Origin of the sequence: Ectopseudomonas oleovorans (genome assembly GCF_003052605.1) — a bacterium.
GTDB classification, from domain to species: domain Bacteria; phylum Pseudomonadota; class Gammaproteobacteria; order Pseudomonadales; family Pseudomonadaceae; genus Aquipseudomonas; species Aquipseudomonas oleovorans_A.
Genome location: NZ_QASO01000121.1, coordinates 14588 through 36961 on the forward strand (window position 1 = coordinate 14588; position 22374 = coordinate 36961).

Annotated in this window: 23 protein-coding genes and 1 pseudogene; 16 read left to right on the forward strand and 8 right to left on the reverse strand. The window is 57.9% G+C overall.

Annotated elements, in window-relative coordinates; all coding sequences use genetic code 11:
- Positions 1-100: 100 nt before the first annotated feature.
- The 10 genes from DBO86_RS20680 (at position 101) to DBO86_RS20725 (ending at position 8241) form a co-directional block, all read left to right on the forward strand.
- Positions 101-1288 (forward strand): tyrosine-type recombinase/integrase, encoded by a 1188-nt coding sequence (locus DBO86_RS20680; protein WP_011785209.1) that lies wholly within the window; start codon positions 101-103, stop codon positions 1286-1288.
- Positions 1289-1489: 201 nt separating this feature from the next.
- A complete protein-coding gene (locus DBO86_RS20685) occupies positions 1490-1714 on the forward strand; it encodes a helix-turn-helix transcriptional regulator (protein WP_011785208.1) in 225 nt (74 codons plus the stop codon).
- Positions 1715-1718: 4 nt separating this feature from the next.
- Complete coding sequence (locus DBO86_RS20690) at positions 1719-2603, forward strand: helicase RepA family protein (protein ID WP_011785207.1); 885 nt, start codon at positions 1719-1721, stop codon at positions 2601-2603.
- Complete coding sequence (gene repC, locus DBO86_RS20695) at positions 2593-3501, forward strand: replication protein C, IncQ-type (protein ID WP_011785206.1); 909 nt, start codon at positions 2593-2595, stop codon at positions 3499-3501. The genes DBO86_RS20690 and repC overlap by 11 nt, the downstream gene beginning before the upstream one ends.
- A gap of 1125 nt (positions 3502-4626) precedes the next feature.
- Positions 4627-4818: a FitA-like ribbon-helix-helix domain-containing protein gene (locus DBO86_RS20700; RefSeq protein ID WP_011785205.1), complete on the forward strand. Its 192-nt coding sequence runs from the start codon at positions 4627-4629 to the stop codon at positions 4816-4818.
- A gap of 147 nt (positions 4819-4965) precedes the next feature.
- Complete coding sequence (trbJ, locus tag DBO86_RS20705; RefSeq protein WP_104097032.1) at positions 4966-5745, forward strand: P-type conjugative transfer protein TrbJ; 780 nt, start codon at positions 4966-4968, stop codon at positions 5743-5745.
- A gap of 12 nt (positions 5746-5757) precedes the next feature.
- Positions 5758-5994 carry an entry exclusion lipoprotein TrbK gene (gene trbK / locus DBO86_RS20710; RefSeq protein WP_011785202.1) on the forward strand — a complete coding sequence of 79 codons (237 nt, stop codon included), beginning with the start codon at positions 5758-5760 and terminating at the stop codon, positions 5992-5994.
- Between the two features lie 11 nt (positions 5995-6005).
- Positions 6006-7658: a P-type conjugative transfer protein TrbL gene (gene trbL, locus DBO86_RS20715; RefSeq protein WP_011785201.1), complete on the forward strand. Its 1653-nt coding sequence runs from the start codon at positions 6006-6008 to the stop codon at positions 7656-7658.
- Between the two features lie 12 nt (positions 7659-7670).
- On the forward strand, positions 7671-7937 hold the full coding sequence (locus DBO86_RS20720) for a hypothetical protein (protein WP_011785200.1): 267 nt from the start codon (positions 7671-7673) through the stop codon (positions 7935-7937).
- 67 nt (positions 7938-8004) lie between these two features.
- Positions 8005-8241 (forward strand): type I toxin-antitoxin system ptaRNA1 family toxin, encoded by a 237-nt coding sequence (locus tag DBO86_RS20725; RefSeq protein ID WP_011785199.1) that lies wholly within the window; start codon positions 8005-8007, stop codon positions 8239-8241.
- 40 nt (positions 8242-8281) lie between these two features.
- Here the strand turns inward: DBO86_RS20725 and DBO86_RS20730 are convergent, their stop codons facing one another.
- From DBO86_RS20730 to DBO86_RS20755, 6 genes are all read right to left on the reverse strand, one after another.
- On the reverse strand, positions 8282-8695 hold the full coding sequence (locus DBO86_RS20730) for a very short patch repair endonuclease (protein WP_011785198.1): 414 nt from the start codon (positions 8693-8695) through the stop codon (positions 8282-8284).
- 12 nt (positions 8696-8707) lie between these two features.
- Positions 8708-9295 carry a DUF4928 family protein gene (locus tag DBO86_RS20735; protein WP_341865950.1) on the reverse strand — a complete coding sequence of 196 codons (588 nt, stop codon included), beginning with the start codon at positions 9293-9295 and terminating at the stop codon, positions 8708-8710.
- A 6-nt stretch (positions 9296-9301) separates the two neighbouring features.
- Complete coding sequence (locus DBO86_RS20740; RefSeq protein ID WP_104097033.1) at positions 9302-9922, reverse strand: glutathione S-transferase family protein; 621 nt, start codon at positions 9920-9922, stop codon at positions 9302-9304.
- A 37-nt stretch (positions 9923-9959) separates the two neighbouring features.
- A complete protein-coding gene (locus DBO86_RS20745) occupies positions 9960-10427 on the reverse strand; it encodes a MarR family winged helix-turn-helix transcriptional regulator (RefSeq protein WP_104097034.1) in 468 nt (155 codons plus the stop codon).
- Positions 10428-10437: 10 nt separating this feature from the next.
- Positions 10438-10863: an organic hydroperoxide resistance protein gene (locus DBO86_RS20750; protein ID WP_108234704.1), complete on the reverse strand. Its 426-nt coding sequence runs from the start codon at positions 10861-10863 to the stop codon at positions 10438-10440.
- A 429-nt stretch (positions 10864-11292) separates the two neighbouring features.
- A complete protein-coding gene (locus DBO86_RS20755) occupies positions 11293-12264 on the reverse strand; it encodes an IS5 family transposase (RefSeq protein ID WP_104097036.1) in 972 nt (323 codons plus the stop codon).
- Between the two features lie 384 nt (positions 12265-12648).
- On the opposite strand from DBO86_RS20755, the gene DBO86_RS20760 reads away from it, so the two are divergent.
- From DBO86_RS20760 to DBO86_RS26875, 3 genes and pseudogenes are all read left to right on the forward strand, one after another.
- On the forward strand, positions 12649-14019 hold the full coding sequence (locus tag DBO86_RS20760; protein ID WP_108234746.1) for a multicopper oxidase family protein: 1371 nt from the start codon (positions 12649-12651) through the stop codon (positions 14017-14019).
- A gap of 41 nt (positions 14020-14060) precedes the next feature.
- The gene (tadA, locus tag DBO86_RS20765; RefSeq protein WP_108234705.1) at positions 14061-14537 is read left to right on the forward strand and encodes a tRNA adenosine(34) deaminase TadA; all 477 of its coding nucleotides are present in this window, start codon (positions 14061-14063) and stop codon (positions 14535-14537) included.
- Positions 14538-14558: 21 nt separating this feature from the next.
- Positions 14559-15025, forward strand: a pseudogene (locus tag DBO86_RS26875) (hypothetical protein).
- 4 nt (positions 15026-15029) lie between these two features.
- On the opposite strand, the gene mltF reads toward DBO86_RS26875, so the two are convergent.
- Complete coding sequence (gene mltF, locus DBO86_RS20775; RefSeq protein WP_108234706.1) at positions 15030-16496, reverse strand: membrane-bound lytic murein transglycosylase MltF; 1467 nt, start codon at positions 16494-16496, stop codon at positions 15030-15032.
- Between the two features lie 167 nt (positions 16497-16663).
- Between mltF and purL the strand changes: the two genes are divergently transcribed.
- From purL to DBO86_RS20790, 3 genes are all read left to right on the forward strand, one after another.
- Positions 16664-20560: a phosphoribosylformylglycinamidine synthase gene (gene purL / locus DBO86_RS20780; RefSeq protein WP_108234707.1), complete on the forward strand. Its 3897-nt coding sequence runs from the start codon at positions 16664-16666 to the stop codon at positions 20558-20560.
- A 310-nt stretch (positions 20561-20870) separates the two neighbouring features.
- Positions 20871-21047 carry a CDGSH iron-sulfur domain-containing protein gene (locus DBO86_RS20785; RefSeq protein ID WP_082065012.1) on the forward strand — a complete coding sequence of 59 codons (177 nt, stop codon included), beginning with the start codon at positions 20871-20873 and terminating at the stop codon, positions 21045-21047.
- A 375-nt stretch (positions 21048-21422) separates the two neighbouring features.
- The gene (locus DBO86_RS20790; protein WP_108234708.1) at positions 21423-21740 is read left to right on the forward strand and encodes a hypothetical protein; all 318 of its coding nucleotides are present in this window, start codon (positions 21423-21425) and stop codon (positions 21738-21740) included.
- Between the two features lie 276 nt (positions 21741-22016).
- On the opposite strand, the gene DBO86_RS20795 is transcribed toward DBO86_RS20790, so the two are convergent.
- The gene (locus tag DBO86_RS20795) at positions 22017-22343 is read right to left on the reverse strand and encodes a recombinase family protein (protein ID WP_108234709.1); all 327 of its coding nucleotides are present in this window, start codon (positions 22341-22343) and stop codon (positions 22017-22019) included.
- Positions 22344-22374 lie beyond the last annotated feature (31 nt).

A 22374-nucleotide genomic window follows, 5' to 3' on the forward strand; every position in this document is an offset into this window, starting at 1 on the left:
TGGTATCGAAAATGCTTAAGTTACTGTTTTTATTGTGATTAAAGCCTGAATTTTGGGTGATCTTTCAGCATGGTATCGGAATCGAAGAAGGATAAGACTCTTGCTGACCGATACCAAGCTGCGAAACCTCAAGCCGAGGGATAAACTCTACAAAGTGAATGACCGGGACGGCCTTTATGTGGCTGTCACCCCTGCCGGTTCCATCTCATTCCGTTACAACTACTCGATCAATGGCAGGCAAGAGACGATCACCTTTGGTCGTTACGGCGTTGGGGGTATCACTCTCGCAGAAGCCCGTGAGCGACTTGGTGAGGCCAAGCGGATGGTCGCTGATGGAAAGTCGCCAGCGAAGGAGAAGGCCCGAGACAAGGCGCGTGTAAAAGGAGCTGAAACCTTTGGTGCCTGGGCGGAAAAATGGCTACGTGGCTACCAGATGGCCGACTCTACCCGTGATATGCGCCGCTCGGTTTATACGAGAGAGCTGGAAACAAAATTCGGCAATCAAAAGCTGACCGAAATCACTCACGAGGACTTGCGAGCATTGACCGACGCCATCGTAGAGCGTGGAGCGCCTGCTACGGCGGTTCATGCGCGTGAGATTGTACTCCAGGTATACCGCTGGGCCACTGAGCGAGGCCAGAAGGTTGAGAACCCGGCAGATCTGGTGCGGCCAGCAAGCATTGCCAGATTTGAGCCGAGAGATCGAACTCTGGCGCCTGAAGAAATCAGGATCATGTATCAGTACATGGGGCGTATTGGTACATCACCATCGATCCGTGCAGCGGTCAAACTGTTGTTGTTGACGATGGTGCGAAAAAGCGAGCTGACGAATGCTACCTGGAGTGAGATCAACTTCAGCGAAGCGCTCTGGACGATCCCCAAAGAAAGGATGAAGCGGCGTAATCCTCACCTGGTGTTTCTATCCAGGCAGGCTATGGACATCTTCATCGCTTTGAAGACGTTCTCCGGTGGATCGGATTATGTGCTGCCGTCGCGTTACGATTCTGACGTGCCCATGAGCAGTGCCACGCTGAACCGGGTGATGACGATGACTTACAAGCTGGCTCAGAAAGAGGGGCAGCTGCTTGCCAAATTCGGCCCGCACGACTTGAGACGAACAGCCAGTACCTTGCTCCATGAAGCCGGTTACAACACCGACTGGATTGAGAAATGCCTGGCGCATGAGCAAAAGGGTGTGAGGGCGATCTATAACAAAGCCGAGTATCGCGAGCAGCGCACAGCCATGTTGCAGGACTGGGCTGACATGATTGATGAATGGACTGCCTAAAAGTGGGTAGTTGTCATTTTTTTAAAGGTTCGATGGTTGCTAATTTTGATATCTTTGATAGCATAATTGGCGTACATTGATGCCAAATTTCCATTCAAGGCCGCCCTCCGGCATCGGGAAGGTCAATTACCGATTAGCAGACGCTACTCGATGAATAGTCCGCTTGAGACATCAAGCGCATTCATTTGAGAGGTATTGACCATGCACACTGCCAAAACCCTCATCAACAGGAAGCAGCTCCTGGAGATGATCCCTCTTTCAACGCGCACAATTTATAACCTGGAACAGCGTGGGGAGTTCCCACGCCGAATTGCGCTTACCAGCAGAAACGTCGCATGGGACTTGTCAGAAGTAGAGCAATGGATTGAGGAGCGTAGGTCTTCAGGCATTCAGGCTGCTCGACCTGGCAATACCATAGAGGCGTAACAGCATGGCCATCGAAATTTCGTGGCTCGATTTAAGAAGTGCTGTTGAGAACGAGCCGGAACCCCTTGATTTTGTATTTCCTGGTTTCAAATCAGGAACAGTTGGAGCATTGGTAAGTCCTGGTGGAACAGGTAAAACCATGCTTGCTCTACAAGTTGCCGTAACGGTTGCTACCGGTGCGGATCTATTGAATTTGTCTGAGATGGACAGTGCGTGGCGGCTGGTCACTGGTCCAGTGGTATTTTTAACCGGAGAAGATCCTGCAGACGTGTTAAATGGACGTTTTCACGCTATAGGTCGACACCTCAACACCAGCCAGCGTGAGGCCATGTATAACAACTTAGCGGTTGTCCCTCTGGTCGGTTTCAGTGCCGATATGATGAGTGGAGAGTGGCGGAATTGGATTGAGAACGTCACTCGAGGTGCTCGCCTAGTAGTAATCGACACGTTACGCCGGTTTCATCAGTTGGACGAAAATGATGGAGGCCATATGGCAGGGTTGTTGGCCTACATGGAACAACTTTGCAGAGCTAATAGAACCAGCATTTTATTCCTGCACCATACAAACAAAGCCGGTGCGTTTAACAGTGGCGACGCTCAGCAGGCTAGCCGAGGCAGTTCTGTGCTCACGGATAACGCCCGCTTTCAAGCGAATTTAATTGGCATGGGGGCGGCAGAAGCCGAAACATGGGGAGTAGACGAAGAATGCCGCCGCCATTTTGTGCGATGGTCCTTCCCTAAGCTTAATTACTCTGCCCCTATCTCTGACAAGTGGTATCGACGACATGAAGGAGGGGTACTAAAGCCTGCCGTATTAGAGAAGCAGAGTAAATCCAATAGAGTGCTGCCATTCAATAAATCTAAGAGTGGTATGCGCGATGAGCTTTGATCTTACCCATGTTCGACATGACCCAGCCCATTGCTTGGCTCCTGGCTTGTTTCGTAGCCTGAAGCGTGGAGAGCGGAAACGGCTTAAGCTGGACGTAACCTATACCCATGGCGAGGATTCTATCCGTTTCTGGGGACCTGAGCCTCTGGGAGTTGATGATCTTCGTATCCTACAAGGGCTTGTGGCTATGGCCGCAATTTCTGGTGATGGGGGGCGCGGGATTGTGCTGCGAAACGAAACAGAGTCAGAGGTTGGGCAGCAATTGCGCCTCTTGCTAGACCTCAAGTGGGACGCGGTTGAGAAGGACGCGATGGTTGCTAAGGGCAGCTTCCGACAACTGGCCCGGGAACTTGGATATGCCGACGATGGAGGCAGCCAGTTCAAAACTATCCGCGATAGCATCGAGCGACTATGGGCAGTATCTGTCATTGTGGAACGTAACGGGCAGCGTCAGGGGTTCCGTATCCTGTCCGATTACGTCAGCGACGACCGGGAAGGTAAGCTGTTTGTCAGCCTGAACCCTCGATTAGCAGAGGCTGTAATGGGAGAGCGTCCACATACTCGCCTCGACATGACTGAGGTTCGGGCGCTACAGACCGATCCCGCTCGATTAATTCATCAGCGATTATCGGGCTGGATTGATGCCGGTAAATCTGGACGCGTAGAACTGGATACCCTTTGCAACTACGTCTGGCCGGACGAAACGAAGAACCCCAACACCTTGAAAAAGCGTCGCCAAACGGCCCGAAAAGCGTTGACTGAACTGATTTTAGTGGGCTGGACTGTACATGAATACGCCAAGGGGAAATGGGAGATTAGGCGGCCAGGGATCAACCATGCCAACCCCCGGCGTGACAGCACCCTTCCCCGGCATAATAGCACCCGTCCCCCGGCATAACAGTATCCCATCCCCGGCATAACGGTATCCGCTCCAATCGCGCAAACGCTTGCAGGACAAGGCTTTCCGGCCTGTTTTGGAAATCGATCCAAGATATTCCAAAGAATATCCATCATGCGCGGCATAGCCCGCGCCTTAATGGCGCGTTCATGCCTTGCCAATTCTATCGGCCTCCGGCCGATGTTTTAACGCCAAGAGGGAGGCCGATTTTGTATGCTCGCCAGGCGCAAACCCTTCTCCTTGGCGTTCAATCCGTCCGAAGGACGACCAAACCGGCCTCATAAGCCCTAGGAGCGTCGATCATAGGCTGACAGTGGTGAAGAGGAGGTAATGTCTGAAACGCCTTACAGGGACGCTCAGGAAAGCTGTATTCCCATACATCAGGATAGTAGGCAGTTAAAATCTGGTAGCAGGCTGAAATGTGTGCGGTTTGTAGATTGTAGTATGTAGTAGCACCATACAACATACTACAACGCTACATTCCTATTCGCATATACATTGTGCTTGAAACCTGTCCGAAGGTGGGCGCGCGGCGCAGCAAAAATGCCTCAACTAATACCGGCCCCAAAAAGTCAATGAAAGGCCGCCAAGTGGGTGGAGTAATAGGTAAGCCTTTGTAAAGCAGGGAAATGTGTCGGGTTTTCACGTGTTTCATTGACATTTGAGGGGCGGGATTACAAGCAAGGTAGCCACATGAGGTAGCTCACAGGAAAGCTGTGTTTTTGTGTGTAGTGAATGGCGAGGAAAGTAGTCATCTCAAAACGCTGCTAGACCGCTATTTTAGCGCTGCCGAGTCGCTATAAGTGCGCTGTCATACCGCTGTAAGTGTCGATTTGCTCGGAAAAAACGGTTTGCACAGGAATAAACAGGTTACTGCACAGAAATGCACATACCGTACGCGCAAGAATCAACGCTGTGGTGCGGGCAGGATAGGTGAAGTTAGCTAACCGGCGGAGCCGATTAACTATCTTCACTTCCCCTTATTCGCCCCGGAGGCGCTCAACGGGTAATCCTGCTCTGCGAGGCTACCGGCTACCGCCGATTTGTGAGGTGGGTAGAAAACATGGTTGTTGTTTATGCTATCTTTGATATCATTAGTAGCTAGTGCATCAAGAAGGTATTAACATGGCGAATGTACTTGTCCGTAATTTGCCTCCCGAAGTTCACCGGGCGCTAAAAGTGCGTGCGGCGCTTAACGACAGGAGCACTGATGCGGAAATACGGGAAATACTGGCAGCGGCAGTGCAACCGCTTGAGCTGGATGTCATTGGTCGAGAAGTTGGATTAAGCGAAAAAGCCAAGACCCCAGCAAAGTAAGTTTGAGATTGATGCCGTGATTCCACAGAAAAAAGGCCGCCTTTCGGCATCGGGCTGGTCAATTACCGATTAGCTGCTTCGGCAGCTTCTCGATGACTTTAACGCTTGTATCACAAGCGTTCATTTACTCATCGAGAGGTATTGACCATGCGAAAGAAGAAAATTTTAGCGGCTAAAATTCCAATCCTACCGGTTGCCTTGGCAACCTCGATTCTCATCACCCTGGTACAGCCTGTACAAGCGGGCATCCCTGTCATCGACGGCACCAACCTGACGCAAAACATCATGTCAGCCCTGGAAGCCGTTGCGCAGACGGCCAAGCAAATTCAGCAGTACCAAACGCAGTTGCAGCAGTACGAAAACCAACTGCAAAACACGATGGCCCCGGCGGCCCACATTTGGGACCAAGCGCAGCGCACCATCAACGATCTGAACCAGGCGACCAACACGCTTGCCTACTACCAGAACCAGCTTGGCAGCCTCGATGCTTACTTAGGCAAGTTCCAGGACGTGGCCTATTACCGTGGATCGCCTTGCTTCTCGTCTACAGGGTGCAGCGATGCCGAGCGGGCCGCGATGGAAGAAAACCGCCGCTTGGCGTCCGAATCCCAGAAGCGGGCCAACGACGCACTGTTTAAGGGCCTGGAGCAGCAGCAAGACAACTTGGAAGCCGATGCCCGTCAGCTCACACGCCTGCAATCTGCCGCTCAAGGTGCAGACGGCCAACTGGCCGCCATTGGCTACGCCAACCAGCTCGCCAGCAACCAAGCCAACCAGCTCCTGCAAATCCGCAGTTTGCTAATTGCTCAGCAGAATGCCGAAGCGACACGCCTGGCGTCTGAACTGGATGACAGTGCCAGAGGGGAGGCACGAGAAAAGCAGCTTCGTACTTGGGAATACCAACCCAGCTCAGCAGATCGCTACTAAGGAGGACATAGCATGAAAAGAGCAATTTTCCTTATGCTGGCCGTCACTGCTGTTTTGTTGGCTGGGTGTGAGGACACACCACCGGAACCCAATAAGGCGACCTGCACCGGCGATGCCTATCAACAGGCCCTTTCCGAGATCAGCAGCGAGGCGAAACGCCAGGCGTTTGCTGCCGAGTGCGAATCTTTCCAAAAAGCTCAGCAAATGGGTGAATGGGAGTTCAAACCCAGCTCCCCCGACAGATATTGAGGGAGGGCATCATGAAACGATTTGTCTTTGGCGGATTGGCTGTGATGGCCGCCGTCATGCTGTCCGATACGGCAATGGCCCAGGAACTGTCCAGCACTAACATCATGGATGATGTGCTGGACCGCTTTCACGCCGCTGCATCAACATGGGGACCAGCCATTGAAGCCGCTGCCACTCGGTTGTTTTGGACCCTCGTTGTTATCTCGATGGTCTGGACGTTCGGCATGATGGCGCTGCGCAAGGCCGACATTGGCGAGTTCTTTGCCGAGCTTGTCCGCTTTATCATGTTCACCGGCTTTTTCTGGTGGCTGCTTTCCAATGCTACACAGGGAATGAATATCGCCGGAACCATCATCGCTTCATTGCAGCAACTCGGGGCCGAAGCCGGGGGGCTTGGTAGTAGCACGCTTGGGCCATCGAGCATCCTGGATATGGGATTCGAGCTTTACGATAAGACTGTTGAAGCCACTTCGGAACTGAGCTGGCGACAGTTTCCAACCGCGTTAATGATGGAGCTGATGGCTTTGGCCGTGTTGGTGGTTCTGGCACTTATTTCCATCAATCTGCTGCTGTTATTGGCAGCCAGTTGGATACTGCTTTATGCCGGAATTTTCTTCCTAGGCTTTGGCGGTTCGCGTTGGACTTCAGACATGGCCATCAACTACTACAAAGCCATTCTTGGTTTAGCGGCCCAGTTGTTGGCAATGGTGCTGATCGTTGCGATTGGTAGGCAGTTTCTTGTTGATTACCACGGCCAAATGCGGGCGGAAAACATGGCAAGCCAGGAGCTGGCCGTCATGTTCGTTATATCCCTGGTCTTGCTGTTCCTGGTAAACAAGGTTCCCCCAATGATTTCCGGCCTGGTGACAGGAGGTAGTGTCGGTTCTATGGGAGTTGGCTCCTTTGGTGCCGGGGCCGCCGTGGGGGCTGCGATGACAGCGGCAAGCATGGGAATGGCCGGGGCCAAAATGGCCGGTGCGGCGATGCTGGGAGGTGCGGCAAATAGCGTTGGTGGAGCGAGTGCCATCAAGGCTGCCTTTACCAAGGCACAGTCCAATATGTCTGGGGGGGACATGCCAAGTTTCGGCGGTGGTGGCTCTGGTGATACCGGCGGTGGCTGGGGTAGTGGCGACACGGGCAGCGATAATGTGAGCACAGGTGATACCCCGTTTGCTCAGGCGGCGGGCTTTGCCAGTTCTTCACCGTCTGGCAGCTCTGGCTCTTCAGGTGGTGGCTTTCGCAGGGCGGCTTCCTTGGTGGCTGGTACGGCGGGTGAGCTGGCTAAAGGGGCTGGGTCCAAGATGGCTGGGAAGTTTCAGGACAAAGTAAACCAGACTGCCGGCGGTCGTTTGGCGTCCTCGATCCGCGAAAGCATGGAGCCGAAGGGCGATAGCAATGCCGGGGCGGACAGTGCTTCACCGTCGTTCGATAGCGATAGCTTGAGCGGTGGAAGCGGCGGCTGGGTAAACCAATCAGGCGGCTTTGATGCTCTGTCCAGCGAGGACCAGGACAAGGCCCGCCAATCACACGCTGAGTGGCAAGCACGCGATCCGGAAAAGCACACCTTCGACGTTGGGGACTACGTTTCGTATGCCCAGGAACGCCAGCAGGAGCGTAACGAAGAGGTTGCCAGCTTTGTGAACCGAGGCCCACAGGCCACGTAAGGAGATACCACGATGACACAACGTAATTTCATGGCTGCCCTGGATATGATCGACGAGGTCCAGGAAGCCCCCACAGAGACGGCTTTTGTGCCGGTTGTCGAACCAACAACCGAGGGAGAGAAAGACGCTGAGGCGGAGATTGCAGCCTTTGTGAACCGCCCGAACCCGACTGGTAGGGTGGAAGCATCGAGCAGCACACGCATTAGCAATGATGCAGTGGTTGGAACTGGGAAAACCCCGTTTTCAGAAGCTGCCGGGTTTTCCAGTACCGGGCTTTAAAAGCACACGGGCCGGTGATGGTGCACCGGCCCGCATTTCCACATACCACCTGACAGAGAGGTGACACATGACAGCCACGCATAATATCGAAGTTCAGCAAGCAATTCATCAGGCAGCGACCAAGCTGTCCGCCCTGAAGTTCATCGACCAGGAAACCGCCCGGCAGATTTCACCCGTCGCGGAAGCGGTCGCCAATATGTTCACGATCCTGTACTACCAAGCCGAGACTGGTCGAGCGACGCAGGAGGACTTCCAGGAGGCGTTAGCCACTATCCGGCAGGCGACAGAATATGATGAACGTTAAGACAGAACGAGTAACGAGGAAGATTTGATCCTCTGATTTCCTATCGCCCACGACTTGACCGAATGGCCTTGGCCAGTCGGTCAAGTGCATCCCGTTTGCGTATCTCGCATTCCCATATTACAAGAACAGTCCATCCCGACGCTTCCAGCTCGGCACGATTGCGCTCGTCACGCTCGACGTTGCGAGTTAGCTTCCGTGACCAATACTCCGTGTTGGTCTGAGGACGAGACGCAGCGGCGCAGTTGGGGTGCTGATGCCAAAAGCAGCCATGCACGAAAACCACAGTGCGGTATTTCGGGAATACCAAATCAGGCGAGCCAGGCAGGCGCCGGTCATGCAGGAGGTAACGCAGCCCTGCGGCATGAAGGAAGCGCCGAACAGTCAATTCTGGCTTTGTGTCGCGAGAGCGAACAGCTCGCATTGTGCGGCTGCGTTGCTCCGGCGTCTCCTTCATGCTATTTGGACCTTATTGCTTAAATTCGATTTTCAAGCTCGGGTCTGTTTCGAAGTTTTCGACAATTTCATTATATCGAGTTACAACGTCCCCGACCGCTGTGCGTCGCCCTTCGGCTGCGAACTTGCCCAACTCGTACAAGTTGAGAGCTACGAACTGTTCAACCTCAAACACGTCTATACGATCACCTAACCCAGCATTCTCAGCCAAGACTTCTGCGGCTGAAACGCCTCGCGATGTAGTGACAATAATCGGTCGGTGACCGTCATCGATATTGTCGCGGCACCGACCAATAACGGCTTCACCCGGAGCTGTTGTAACGTGCAATGCGACATCTCCGATAAAGAAATCACCGGCGCGCCCTGACTGTGCGTCCGAAGTGGAAAAGCTATTATGCTCAAAGTTGCCTATTCCCAGAGCGCAATCAAGCTTGGCTCCCACCAGGTGTTGTAGCACCGCTCCGGCGTACTGCATCCCTGGGGCATTGCGCTGGCGTTCCTCAGCCTGAACGATCATGTCGCGAACCAAAGTACTGATGGTTGAAGTGAGTGGAAACCAGAAAAATGGGGTTGCAACAAATCCACAGGCGCTTGAGCTCAGATTGCTCTAATCGAGTTTCAACACCAGATCCGGATCGGCCTTGGCCATGGCGCGCTGAAAGGCAGGCCGGGCGGCCAGGCGTTGCAGATAGGCGAGAATGTTCGGATAGGGCGCGAGGTCGAGCGGTACGAACTGGCGCATGGTGGTGAGCGGAAACGCGGTCATGATGTCGGCGACCGTGAACGTATCGCCGGCAAGCCAGGTGTGCCCCTCGGCGAGATGGTCGTCGAGCGCCTTGAATCCGCGATCGGCCCGCGCCCGCATCGTCTCCGCCATCGCGCCCTCGGCCATCAGCATCATCATGCTCGGCATCAGCGAGCCGTTGGCGAAGTGATACCAGTATAGATAGCGGGAGAATGCCGGATCGTCCGCCTTGAGCGTCAACCGGCCTTCACCGTAACGCGCCACCAAGTAGTCGATGATGGCACCGGATTCGGCAAGCACCAGATCGCCGTCGGTGATGACCGGGGCGGTGCCGCACGGATGCAGGGCCTTGTACTCCGGCGGCGCCAGCCGGGTGACCGGATCGCGCTCGTAGCGGACCAGTTCATAAGAGAGTTCAAGCTCCTCGCAGAGCCAGACGATGCGATCCGATTGCGAAACGCCGAGATGGTGAACCTTGAGCATGGGAGTCTCCTGAGAAAGTCGGTTATGAGAAAGTCGGTTAACGGTCATTTGCACGCGCCGGTCCGCGCAGCGCCGCGACCAGGGCCTGGACCCGCGTGCGCAGTTCGATGACGTCATCGGGCTGCATGTCGAGGCCGGCGGCAAGGGTCGCCGGCACATTGCGGGCGGCCTCGCGCAATGCGCGCCCCTCGGGGGTGAGCTCGATCAGCACCCGCCGCTCGTCCTCGGCATCGCGGGTGCGCGTTACCAGGCCCGCCAGTTCCATCCGTTTGAGGAGCGGCGTGAGCGTCCCGCTGTCGAGGTTGAGGCGATCGCCCAGCGATCCGACGGTCTGGGGCGTCTGTTTCCACAGCACCAGCATGACCAGATACTGGGGATAGCTCAAGCCAATCTCCGCCAGCACCGGGCGATAGAGACGGGTCAGCAGATTGGATGCGGCATAGAGCGGAAAGCAGACCTGCCGATCGAGATCGAGCAGGTCATCCTCCTGATCAGACCAATCCATGCCACCCCCTCTAGTCGGCGCTGACGATGATGGCGACATCGATGTTGCCGCGCACCGCGTTGGAATACGGGCAGACCTGATGCGCCGCTTCGACGATGGCCTCGGCCGTCGCCTGGTCGACGCCGCTGATCGTGACGTCGAGCGCCACGGACAGGCCGAAACCGCCGCTACCGTTGGGCGCCATGCCGACGGTTCCCACCACCACGATATCGTCGTCGCGGACCCTCTCATCCTGGTTGCGGGTTACATGGATCACGGCGTTCCCGAAGCAGGCGGCATAGCCCGCGGCGAACAACTGCTCCGGATTGGGGGCGTCACCCTTGCCGCCGAGCGCCTTCGGCAGGGCCAGCGGCAGATCCAGAAGGCCATCGTCGCTGTTGACGGAGCCGTTGCGGCCGCCGATGGCTGTCACTTTGGTGGAATAGAGCGTGTTCATGAATCATCTCCTGTTTGAGTGGTTCAAATAAATATATCAAGCAATTTAATTGTGCGCAATACAAATAAGCGCGATTGCAGACGCATTTTCCGCCAGCCACGGCTCACCCCTGGCGGTGGGGTCGTGCTGGCCGCAAGCGGCCAGGGGTCGGGCAAACCCACCACGTCGGCATAGGGCAGGAAACCTGCCAACACGGCCAATTCACCGTTTGATGTAAGCTTCCCAGTGCTCTCCCAGGCTGAGACTTGTCGTTGCCATGTTACTCTCCAAGTATTCATAATTAATAAATATGAATATAGGTTAGGGAAGGTGTGAACAAGCCATCACCCTTCGCTCCAAAATCCAGTTTGACGGCGACCGGAAGCAAAAATAGCTATATTTGCCTGGTTTTAACCGCCTTCAGCCGCCTTTTCAGGCAGTGCGGACGGATTAACCCCTTGCTCTCAACATCTGATCCACACGCACGGCATTGGATAGCGCGAACAGCATGGCCAGCTTGCCATCATTTTTCATCAGGCCTCGGTAGCGTGCTTTCACAAAGCCGAACTGACACTTAATGATGCGGAACGGGTGCTCTACTTTCGCGCGCATGCTGGCTTTCAGGTATTCAGTCCGGATCCTGAGCTTGTTGATGCGCGGGTGCTTTTTCAGGGTCTTTAACTTCCCCGGTTGCTCGGCGATGTGCCAGTCAGCCCGCACATTCTTCAGCTCTGCGCGCTTTTCAGCCCCGCGGTAGCCGGCGTCAGCAAAGATGAAAGCTTCCTCACCATGCAACACCTGGCCTGCCTGATTGAGATCGTGCTCATGTGCCGCCGTTGTTGTGAAGCTATGAGTGATACCGGTGCGGGCATCCACGCCGATATGGGCTTTCATCCCGAAATGCCACTGATTTCCTTTTTTCGTCTGATGCATCTCGGGATCACGCTCGCCGGCTTTGTTCTTGGTGGAGCTGGGGGCCTCGATGATGGTCGCGTCAATCAGCGAGCCTTCCTTGAGCAGGATGCCGGACTCGGATAGCCACTGACTCATCTCGTTGAAAATCTGACGGGCAAGACCGTGTCGTTCCAGCAGGTGACGAAACTTCAGAATGGTGGAGTGATCGGGAATTGCCCTGTCCAGTGACAGGCCTGCGAACAGTCGCATGGACGCTATCTCGTACAGCGCATCTTCCATGGCGGGGTCACTGAGGTTGTACCACTGCTGCATGCAGTGAATCCGCAGCATGGTGGCCAGCGGGTATGGCCGGCGACCGTTGCCTGCTTTGGGATAGTGAGGCTCAATAATCGCTTCGAGGCGTGCCCACGGAATCAGCTTGTCCATTCGGCCCAGGAACTTCTCCTTGCGGGTCTGACGGCGCTTGTTGCTGAACTCGCTGTCAGCGAATGTGAGCTGCTGATCCATTCGGTGATCCTCGATGTGGATGATCGGGCGATTGTCTCATGAGGGGGGCTTGTTCACACCTTCCTTAGGGTGGAATCATAGGCAACTGGTTTTTAATCCATGTTATTTTGCGGGTTCATTCGGCAATTTCTGAGCGTGGTATTTTTCATGGTATTACCGTTTGGCAGGAAAATAAGCCATTGAATATAAAGGATAAAAAGGGCTTGTTTACAATCGAGTGGGAGTGATCCCCTGCGTTGTATGAAGAAACCGGCTTAGGCCGGTTTTTTCATGCCTGCAGATCGGTGCTGCGGCAACCCGTCTCTGTTTGCGGACTCGTTTTTCAAGTGATGAAAATGAGAAGATACCGCAATTGAGTATGACTGCAGATTGCCGAGGATGAAGATGTCGTTTACCCGCAGACAAGTGCTTGCCGGCCTAGCTGGCCTGGGTGTGGCCGGCCTGGGCGCAGGTGGTGTGCGTTATTGGCTGGGGCGCCCGGAGAACGTGGCGAGCCATGACTATGAGCTGATCGCCGCGCCGCTTGATCTTGAGTTGGTGCCGGGGCAGGTGACGCCGGCCTGGGCTTATGGCGGACAGGCGCCAGGTGTCGAATTGCGCTGTCGGCAGGGTGAGCGTTTGCGGGTGCGCTTCATCAACAAGCTGGATGTACAGAGCACCATCCATTGGCACGGCATTCGTCTACCGCTGGAAATGGACGGCGTGCCCTATGTCTCCCAGGCACCGGTGCTGCCGGGCGAGTACTTCGATTACGACTTCATCTGCCACGATGCTGGCAGCTTCTGGTATCACCCGCATACCACCAGCGCCGAGCAATTGGGACGCGGCCTGGTTGGGCCGCTGATCGTCGAGGAGCGCGAGCCGAGCGGCTTTGGCCATGAGCGCACGTTGAGTCTTAAGACCTGGCACATCGACGAGCAGGGCGCCTTCACCGAGTTTCTGGTGCTGCGTCAGGCGGCGCGTGAGGGTACGCGTGGGCGCTTGACTACCATCAACGGTGAACCCAGTCCGACTCTAGAGTTGCCGGCAGGGCAGGTGGTGCGTCTGCGTCTGATCAATGTCGACAACACCGTGACCTATCGGCTCAATTTGCCGGGTGGAGAGGCGCGCATCTATGCGCTGGACGGTAATCCGGTGCAGCCGCGCCCCTTGGGCAAGGAATACTGGCTGGGGCCGGGCATGCGCATCGATCTGGCGCTGAGGGTGCCGGCAGCCGGTGAAGCGTTGTCGCTGCGCAATGGGCCGCTGCGTCTGGCGACGCTCAAGGGTGTAGCCACTGGCGAAACGACGGGAAGCTGGCCGCCGCCCCTGCCGGCCAACCCGATTGCCGAGCCGGATCTGGCGCGCGCCGAAACGCTGCGTTTCAACTTCGAGTGGGCGGCGATGCTGTCCGGTAACGTTGAGCGTGGCGGCAGTTACAAGTATTGGCAGATCAACGGTCAGGCCTGGGATATCAACGACAAAACCTGTGCCGAGCGCCCGATTGCCACGCTGAAGAAGGATGGCCACTACATCTTCGTGCTCCGCAACATGGCGCAGTACCAGCACCCGATTCACCTGCACGGCATGACCTTCAAGGTGCTGAGCTCGGATCGACGCAAAATCATTCCCTACTTCACCGACACCTACCTGTTGGGCAAGAACGAGACGGCGCGCATCGCCTTCGTCGCCGACAATCCCGGTGTGTGGATGTTCCACTGCCACGTCATCGACCATATGGAAACGGGGCTGATGGCGGCCATCGAAGTGGTGTAGGGTAGGCGCCGTTTTTCGCCGGCACCCTATGGATTGTTGCAATGAAACGACCGCAGATCATCGACCGCTCGCGTGACGAGCACTTCATGCGCCTGGCGCTGGCGCAGGCGCATCTGGGGGCTGAGCAGGGCGAGGTGCCGGTCGGCGCCGTGCTGGTACAGGATGGCGAAGTGGTCGGGCAGGGCTTCAACTGCCCGATTCTGCGTCACGACCCCAGCGCCCATGCCGAGATGGTGGCGATTCGCGCGGCGGCGCAAAGCGTGCAGAACTACCGACTGCCCGGCAGCACCCTGTATGTCACCCTGGAACCCTGCAGCATGTGCGCCGGCCTGATCGTGCATGCGCGCATCGCCCGGGTGGTGTTCGCCGCCAGCGAGCCGCGGGCGGGGGTGGCGATCAGTCAGGGGCAGTTCTTCGACCAGGGCTTTCTCAATCACCGCGTGCGGGTGGAGGGTGGCTTGCTGGCCGAGGAGAGTGGGGCGCTGCTAAAAGAGTTCTTCAAGGCTCGGCGAGGCTGAGCGTTCTTGCAGGGAATGAGCATGAGCAAACGGATCTTGAGTCTGCTGGCGCTCCTGGCTGCGTCGGCGTTCGCTGAGCAACCCGAGGTGTATCTGGTCGCCAGCGTGCAGCTGGGCGGCTCCAACCTGGCGCAGAGCATTTTCCTGCACGAACCGCAGATCACCACGCTTGCAGAGTGCCAGGAGGCCGTGCGTGTCGGGCAGCGTGATCGCGACTGGCAGCGTTATCACCACATTTTCATGCGTGATCGTTTTCAGGGCTTTACCGGCCATCTGGACTATCGCTGCGTGTTCAGCGCTCAGCGTTTCAGCGGCTGGAATGACCGCGCGCGTTACAACCATACTTATCTGATCAGCATCGACGAGCAGGCCAGCCTGCAGGTGGAGCGGATTCTAGTCAGGCGCAGTGCGCCACGCGGCTCAAAGGCCTGCCGCAGGCGCGGCAGGCGGTCAGTCACTGTGCGCTGGGGAATCAGAGTTTGCTCTGACTGCTTAGAGCGGCGGGGTTTCTTCTTCGGGCTTGCGCTTGTCGATGCCGGGCAGGTGGATACCGCTCTCGGCCACTTGCGTGCCTTCCAGCTGCGGTTGGGTCACCCAGGTGAGAATGTCGTAGTAACGACGGATGTTGCGCACGAAATGCACCGGCTCACCGCCACGCGCATAGCCGTAACGGGTCTTGCTGTACCACTGCTTTTGCGCCAAACGCGGCAGGATCTTCTGCACATCGGCCCATTTGTTCGGGTCCAGGCCTTCGGCCTCGGTCAGCTTGCGTGCGTCTTCCAGGTGACCACCGCCAACGTTGTAGGCAGCCAGGGCGAACCAGGTGCGATCCGGCTCCTGAATGCCTTCAGGCAGTTGCTGATGAATCTGCACGAAGTAGCGGGCACCGCCGTCGATGCTCTGCTTGGGGTCGAGGCGATTGGAGACGCCGACCGACTGCGCGGTGCGTTGAGTGAGCATCATCAGGCCACGCACGCCGGTCTTGGAGGTGGCATTGGGTTGCCACAGCGACTCCTGATAGCCCATGGCAGCCAGCAGGCGCCAGTCCACCTGATTGGCCTGACCGGCCTGGCGGAACATCTTCTCGTAGCGCGGCAGGCGCTGTTGCAGGTGTTGGGCAAAGGTGTAGGCGCCGACATAGCCGAGCACGTCGACATGGCCGTAGTAGCGCTCTTTCAGGCGCTGCAGGGTGCCATTGGCTTCGGCGCGCTCAAGAAAGGCATTGATTTCCTGCAACAGGCTGTCATCTTCGCCAGCGGCCACGGCCCAGCGCATGCTGTTGGTATCGCCCAGGTCGAAGGCTACGCGCACGTTGGGGAAATACACTTGGTTCATCGCCAGCTCGTTGGAGTCGACCAGGGTCAGGTCGATCTGCCCTTCGTCGACCATGCGCAGCAGGTCGACCACTTCCACCGCGTCAGACACCTCGAACGCCAGCTGCGGCTGCTCCAGCTTGAGCGCTTCCAGCTGTTCGGCATGGCTGCTGCCGGCGAGCACCAGAATGCGTTTGCCAATCAGATCTTCAGGCTTGGTCGGGCGGCTTTCGCCCTGGCGATAGATGATCTGCGGAGTCACTTCCAGGTACGGAATCGAGAAGCGCGCCTGGCGCAGGCGTTGGGGTGTGTCCACCAGGCCCGCGGCGGCCATGACCGGGCCGTCGCTGCGCGCCAGGCTGGAAAACAGGCTGTCGAGATTGTCGGCAGTTTCGATCTTCAGTTCCAGGCCCAGATCGGTGGCGAAGCGTTTGGCCAGTTCGTATTCGAAACCGGTGGCGCCGTTGCGGTCCTGGAAGTAGGTGGCGGGACTGTTGCGAGTAACCACGCGCAGCTCACCCTCCGCCTTTACCTGCTCGAGTACGCTGGGCTTGGGGTCTTCGCCACAGCCAGCAAGCATCAGGAGGGTGCCAATCGCCAACAGCCCTGTGGCGCAACGCATGCGTATCGCAGGTCGTGCAAACATCGGCGCAGTATACGCAAAGCGCAGGCGGTGCCATATCTCGACAGCGCTTCGCTTCTCTGCTAGAGCGCGTTCGTCCTTTAAGCGCCAGGCTACAGCTGCCGCAGGCCGCCACTTTAGGGTAGAATGCCCGGCCTCCAGCACACCCCTTCCCAGAGGCTGTTCCGACGATGTTGATTCTGCGCGGCGCTCCCGCCCTTTCCGCTTTCCGCCATGGCAAATTGCTTGAGCAACTGACCAGCAAGGTGCCGGCCGTGACCGGGCTGTACGCCGAGTTCGCGCATTTCGCCGACGTCACCGGCGTGCTCAGCGCCGATGAGGAACAAGTGCTGGCCCGGCTGCTCAAGTACGGCCCGAGCGTGCCGGTGCAGGAGCCCAGCGGCAAACTGTTCCTGACCATTCCGCGTTTCGGCACCATTTCGCCCTGGTCGAGCAAGGCCAGCGACATTGCCCGTAATTGCGGCCTGGCCAAGGTCCAGCGTCTGGAACGTGGTATCGCCTATTACGTCAGCGGCGAGCTGAGCGAAGCCGATAGCGCCGCCGTCGCCAGCCTGCTGCACGACCGCATGACCCAGCTCGTTCTGAATGCGCTGGAGGACGCCGCCGCGCTGTTCAGTCACGCCGAGCCCAAGCCGCTGACTGCAGTGGACGTACTCGGCGGTGGCCGCGCCGCGCTGGAACAGGCCAACCTGGATCTGGGCCTGGCCCTGGCCGAGGACGAAATCGACTACCTGGTGAAGAGCTTCAATGACCTGGGGCGCAATCCGCACGACATCGAACTGATGATGTTTGCCCAGGCCAACTCCGAGCACTGCCGCCACAAGATCTTCAATGCCAGCTGGGACATCGACGGCGAGAGCCAGGACAAGTCGCTGTTCGGCATGATCAAGAACACCTACCAGATGCACAACGAAGGTGTGCTGTCCGCATACAAGGACAACGCCTCGGTGATCAAAGGCCACACCGCCGGGCGTTTCTTCCCCAACCCGGAAACTCGCCAGTACGGCGCGGTGCAGGAGCCGGTACACATTCTGATGAAGGTCGAGACGCACAACCACCCGACCGCCATCGCCCCGTTCCCTGGCGCGGCCACCGGCTCCGGTGGTGAGATTCGTGACGAAGGCGCGACCGGCCGTGGTGCCAAGCCGAAGGCCGGCCTGACCGGTTTCTCGGTCTCCAACCTGAATATCCCCGATTTCCTCCAGCCCTGGGAAAAGCCCTACGGCAAGCCCGAGCGCATCGTCAGCGCGCTGGACATCATGATCGAAGGCCCGCTGGGCGCCGCCGCGTTCAACAACGAGTTCGGTCGCCCGGCACTCAATGGCTACTTCCGTACCTTCGAGCAGGCTGTCAGCAGCCCCCGCGGTGAGGAAGTGCGTGGCTACCACAAGCCGATCATGCTCGCCGGCGGTCTCGGCAACATCCGCGAGAACCACGTACAGAAGGGCGAGATTTCCGTCGGTGCCAAACTGATCGTGCTCGGTGGCCCGGCCATGCTCATCGGCCTGGGCGGCGGCGCCGCTTCGTCGATGGCCACCGGTGCCAGCTCGGCCGATCTGGATTTTGCCTCGGTGCAGCGCGAGAACCCGGAGATGGAGCGCCGTTGCCAGGAGGTCATCGACCGCTGCTGGCAGTTGGGCGAGGCCAATCCGATCAAGTTCATCCACGACGTCGGCGCCGGTGGTATCTCCAATGCCCTGCCGGAGCTGATCAACGACGGCGGTCGCGGTGGCCGTTTCGAGCTGCGTAACGTGCCCAACGATGAACCGGGTATGGCTCCGCACGAAATCTGGTGCAACGAGTCGCAGGAGCGTTACGTGCTGTCCGTCGATGCGGCCGACTTCGAGCGCTTCCAAGCCATCTGCGAACGCGAGCGTTGCCCCTTCGCCGTGGTCGGCGAGGCCACTGCAGAGCCGCACCTGACCGTGACCGACAGCCACTTCAGCAACACCCCGGTGGACATGCCGCTGGAAGTGCTGCTGGGCAAACCGCCGCGCATGCACCGCAGTGTCAGCCGCGAAGCCGAGCAGGGTGATGATTTCAGCGCCCCCAGCGTCGATATCGAAGAAGCCCTGGGTCGTGTGCTGCATCACCCGGCCGTGGCCAGCAAGAGCTTCCTGATTACCATCGGCGACCGCACCATCACCGGTCTGGTTGCTCGCGATCAGATGGTCGGTCCGTGGCAGGTGCCGGTGGCCGACTGCGCCGTTACCGCCACCAGCTTCGACGTCTACACCGGTGAAGCCATGGCCATGGGCGAGCGCACGCCGCTGGCGCTGCTCGACGCACCGGCTTCCGGCCGCATGGCGGTGGGTGAGGCCGTTACCAACCTGGCCGCTGCACGCATCGAGAAAATCTCCGACATCAAACTGTCGGCCAACTGGATGGCGGCTGCCGGCCACCCCGGCGAAGACGCCCGCCTGTATGACACTGTCAAGGCTGTCGGCATGGAACTGTGCCCGGCTCTGGGCATTACCATTCCGGTGGGCAAGGACTCCATGTCCATGAAAACCCGCTGGCAGGAAGAGGGCGTGGACAAGAGCGTGACCGCGCCGTTGTCGCTGGTGATCACCGGCTTCGCTCCGGTGCAGGACATCCGTCAGACCCTGACCCCGCAACTGCGCATGGACAAGGGCGAGACCGATCTGATCCTGATCGACCTCGGCCGTGGTCAGAACCGCATGGGCGCCTCGATCCTGGCGCAGGTCTATGCGCAGATCGGCCAGCAGGTGCCGGACCTCGACGACGCCGAAGATCTCAAGGCCTTCTTCGCCGTGATCCAGGGCCTGAATGCCGACGGCCACCTGCTGGCTTACCACGACCGTTCCGATGGCGGTCTGCTGACCACCGTGCTGGAGATGGCCTTCGCTGGTCATTGCGGTCTGTCGCTGAACCTCGACGCGCTGGCTGATGACAGCTCCGAGCTTCCAGCCGTGCTGTTCAACGAAGAGCTGGGTGCGGTGATCCAGGTGCGCCAGGACGCCACTCCGGAAGTGCTGGCGCAGTTCAGCGCCGCCGGTCTGGACGACTGCGTGGCCGTGATTGGCCAGGCCGTGAACAACGGCGAGGTCAGCATCAGCTTCAATGGCGAACCGGTGTTCGCCGGTGAGCGCCGTCTGCTGCAGCGTCAGTGGGCTGAGACTAGCTATCGCATCCAGCGTCTGCGCGATAACGCGCAGGGCGCGGATCAGGAGTTCGACCTGCTGCTGGAAGAAGACAATCCCGGTCTGTCGATCAAGCTCGGCTTCGACGTCAATCAGGACATCGCTGCGCCTTACATCAAGAAGGGCGTGCGTCCGCAGGTGGCGATTCTGCGTGAGCAGGGCGTCAACGGCCAGGTGGAAATGGCCGCCGCGTTCGACCGTGCCGGTTTCTCCGCCATCGACGTGCATATGAGTGACATCCTCGCCGGTCGCGTCAGCCTGGAAGAGTTCAAAGGCCTGGTGGCCTGCGGCGGCTTCTCCTACGGCGACGTGCTCGGCGCCGGTGAAGGCTGGGCCAAGTCGGTGCTGTTCAACGCTCGCGCCCGCGATGCCTTCCAGGGTTTCTTTGAGCGGCGCGACAGCTTCGCCCTCGGCGTGTGCAACGGCTGCCAGATGATGAGCAACCTGCACGAGCTGATCCCGGGTACCGAATTCTGGCCGCACTTCGTACGCAACCGCTCCGAGCAGTTCGAAGCGCGCGTGGCCATGGTGCAGATCCAGGAGTCGGCATCGATCTTCCTGCAGGGCATGGCCGGTTCGCGCATGCCGATCGCCATCGCTCACGGTGAAGGTCATGCCGAGTTCGAGAGCGAGGAAGCGCTGCTGGAGGCCGATCTGTCCGGCACCGTGGCCCTGCGTTACGTTGACAACCACGGCAAGGTCACCGAAGCCTACCCGGCCAACCCCAACGGTTCGCCGCGTGGCATTACCGGCCTGACCAGCCGCGACGGTCGCGTGACCATCATGATGCCGCACCCGGAGCGGGTATTTCGCGCCGTACAGAACTCCTGGCGCCCGGACGAGTGGCAGGAAGACGGCGGCTGGATGCGCATGTTCCGCAACGCCCGAGTGTGGGTGGACTAAAAGCGGTCGCGTAGCGGCCCTCTGCTAACCCTCTCCCGCTTGCGGGAGAGGGTGCCCGAAGGGCGGGAGAGGGTGTTGTGGCCAACGCGGAACCCTCTCCCCCGACCCCTCTCCCGCAAGCGGGAGAGGGGAGCAGGGCGCGTAGCCCGGATGCAATTCGGGGCAGTTTCCCTCACACCACTAACCCGGATTCCATCCGGGCTACACAGGCCCAGCCATGGCCGATGATCCTCTCCCCATCCTCCCCGAAGTTCGCTTGGTCAAACCCGGTGAAACCCATCGCCTATGCCGCTGCGGGCATTCGCCCGACATGCCGAACTGCACACCCGACTGCGTCCAGTCTCTGATTCTGCAGCCCGAGCGCGAGCAGCGTCTGCTGCTATGCCGCTGTAGCCGATCCGCAAACCTGCCCTACTGCGATGGCAGTCACAGCCCGCCGACCACCGGTCTGGCCGACAAATGGCGGCGCTTTTTCAGCGGTCGCTGAGAACGCCGCGCCCTTTGCCTGAGTCGAAAGCAACGAATCGTTTTAATGCTGCGTATGGATTTGTGCGGGCGATCTCAAGACAACTCCATGGCGAAATGACATCATATTGGCGTCATGGCTTGTCTGTTGTTCGGTTGCCCATCTGCGGAGAACTTGATGTACAAACTGTGTTTCTATATGTACTTGTAAAATCCCTTACTAATCAATAAGTTAAGATAGTTGCTCAAGTGGGTTTCTACCCATTTCTCCTACCCAAAGTAACCACCCACCGGCCCAAATCTGGCGTGCTATTTCAGATGGGCGGCTATCCGATACCTTCAAATCCTGGCTATGTGCTACCTTCTCAGGGGCCAGCAAATCACAGGAGCAAGGCAGATGGATTGGGAAGTCAATTACTCTTATCACTGGGGCAGCGTGGAAGGTGACGGCATTTACACCGCTACAGGCGTTGCGGCTAATCACACAGAAGAAGGTGGCAAGCTAGCCTTGGGGCAGGTCAAGGAAGAGATAGCTACGAAGCTGTATGAGGAAAGCGGGGTTGTCTTGTATGAGACAGGGAAAGACACGCAAATCAACTGTGGTGTCGCAGGTCTGCACAAGGGGCCATCACGGGGCACGCTAGTCGGTCACGCTGCCTTGAACATAGACGGAAATTTCACGCTAGACGTTTACGAGGCCGTAAAGCCTCTTTAGACGTTTGGGGCTTAAACCCCAGCGGGATAGCTCAACTGCCGAACCACCCCAGCGGTTAAGGGCTGTAAAGCGGTTTGGATTCGAGAAATCCGACAGGCAACGCTCAAACGTCGAAGCAAATACGCGATTGAATAGGGGTTTATACACCTAAAACAAGCGTTCAGGCTTTGAGGGTAGTCAGGGGTAGGTTGGACAAAGCGGCTTATAGAAGGCTGTAGAACGCAAAGAAAAGCCCCGGCTTGTTGGGCTGGGGCAGTTGGTTGTGGGTTGTGAGTGCTAAGCAGCAAGGTACTTGTACAGCGTAGAGAGGCCCATTTTAAGATGCTTAGCAACGGCAGGCTTGGCCATGCCCTCGGCTACAAGCTTTTTAGCAGTCTGCACCACAACAGGGTCTAGTGCCTTGCGGCCAGTGTACTTACCATCAGCCTTTGCTTTCTCAATTCCGATACGCTGGCGCTCAAGCATCAGCTCCCTTTCCATTCGCGCCATGCCTGCCATCATCGTCAGGATCATTTCACCTGATGGCGTGGTCACGTCAATGCCCAGGTTGTCGATAATCAGGTGGATGCGGCGAGCCTTCAAGTTCTCTGACAGCTCCAGCACCTCAATGCTATTACGGCCTAGTCTTGATACC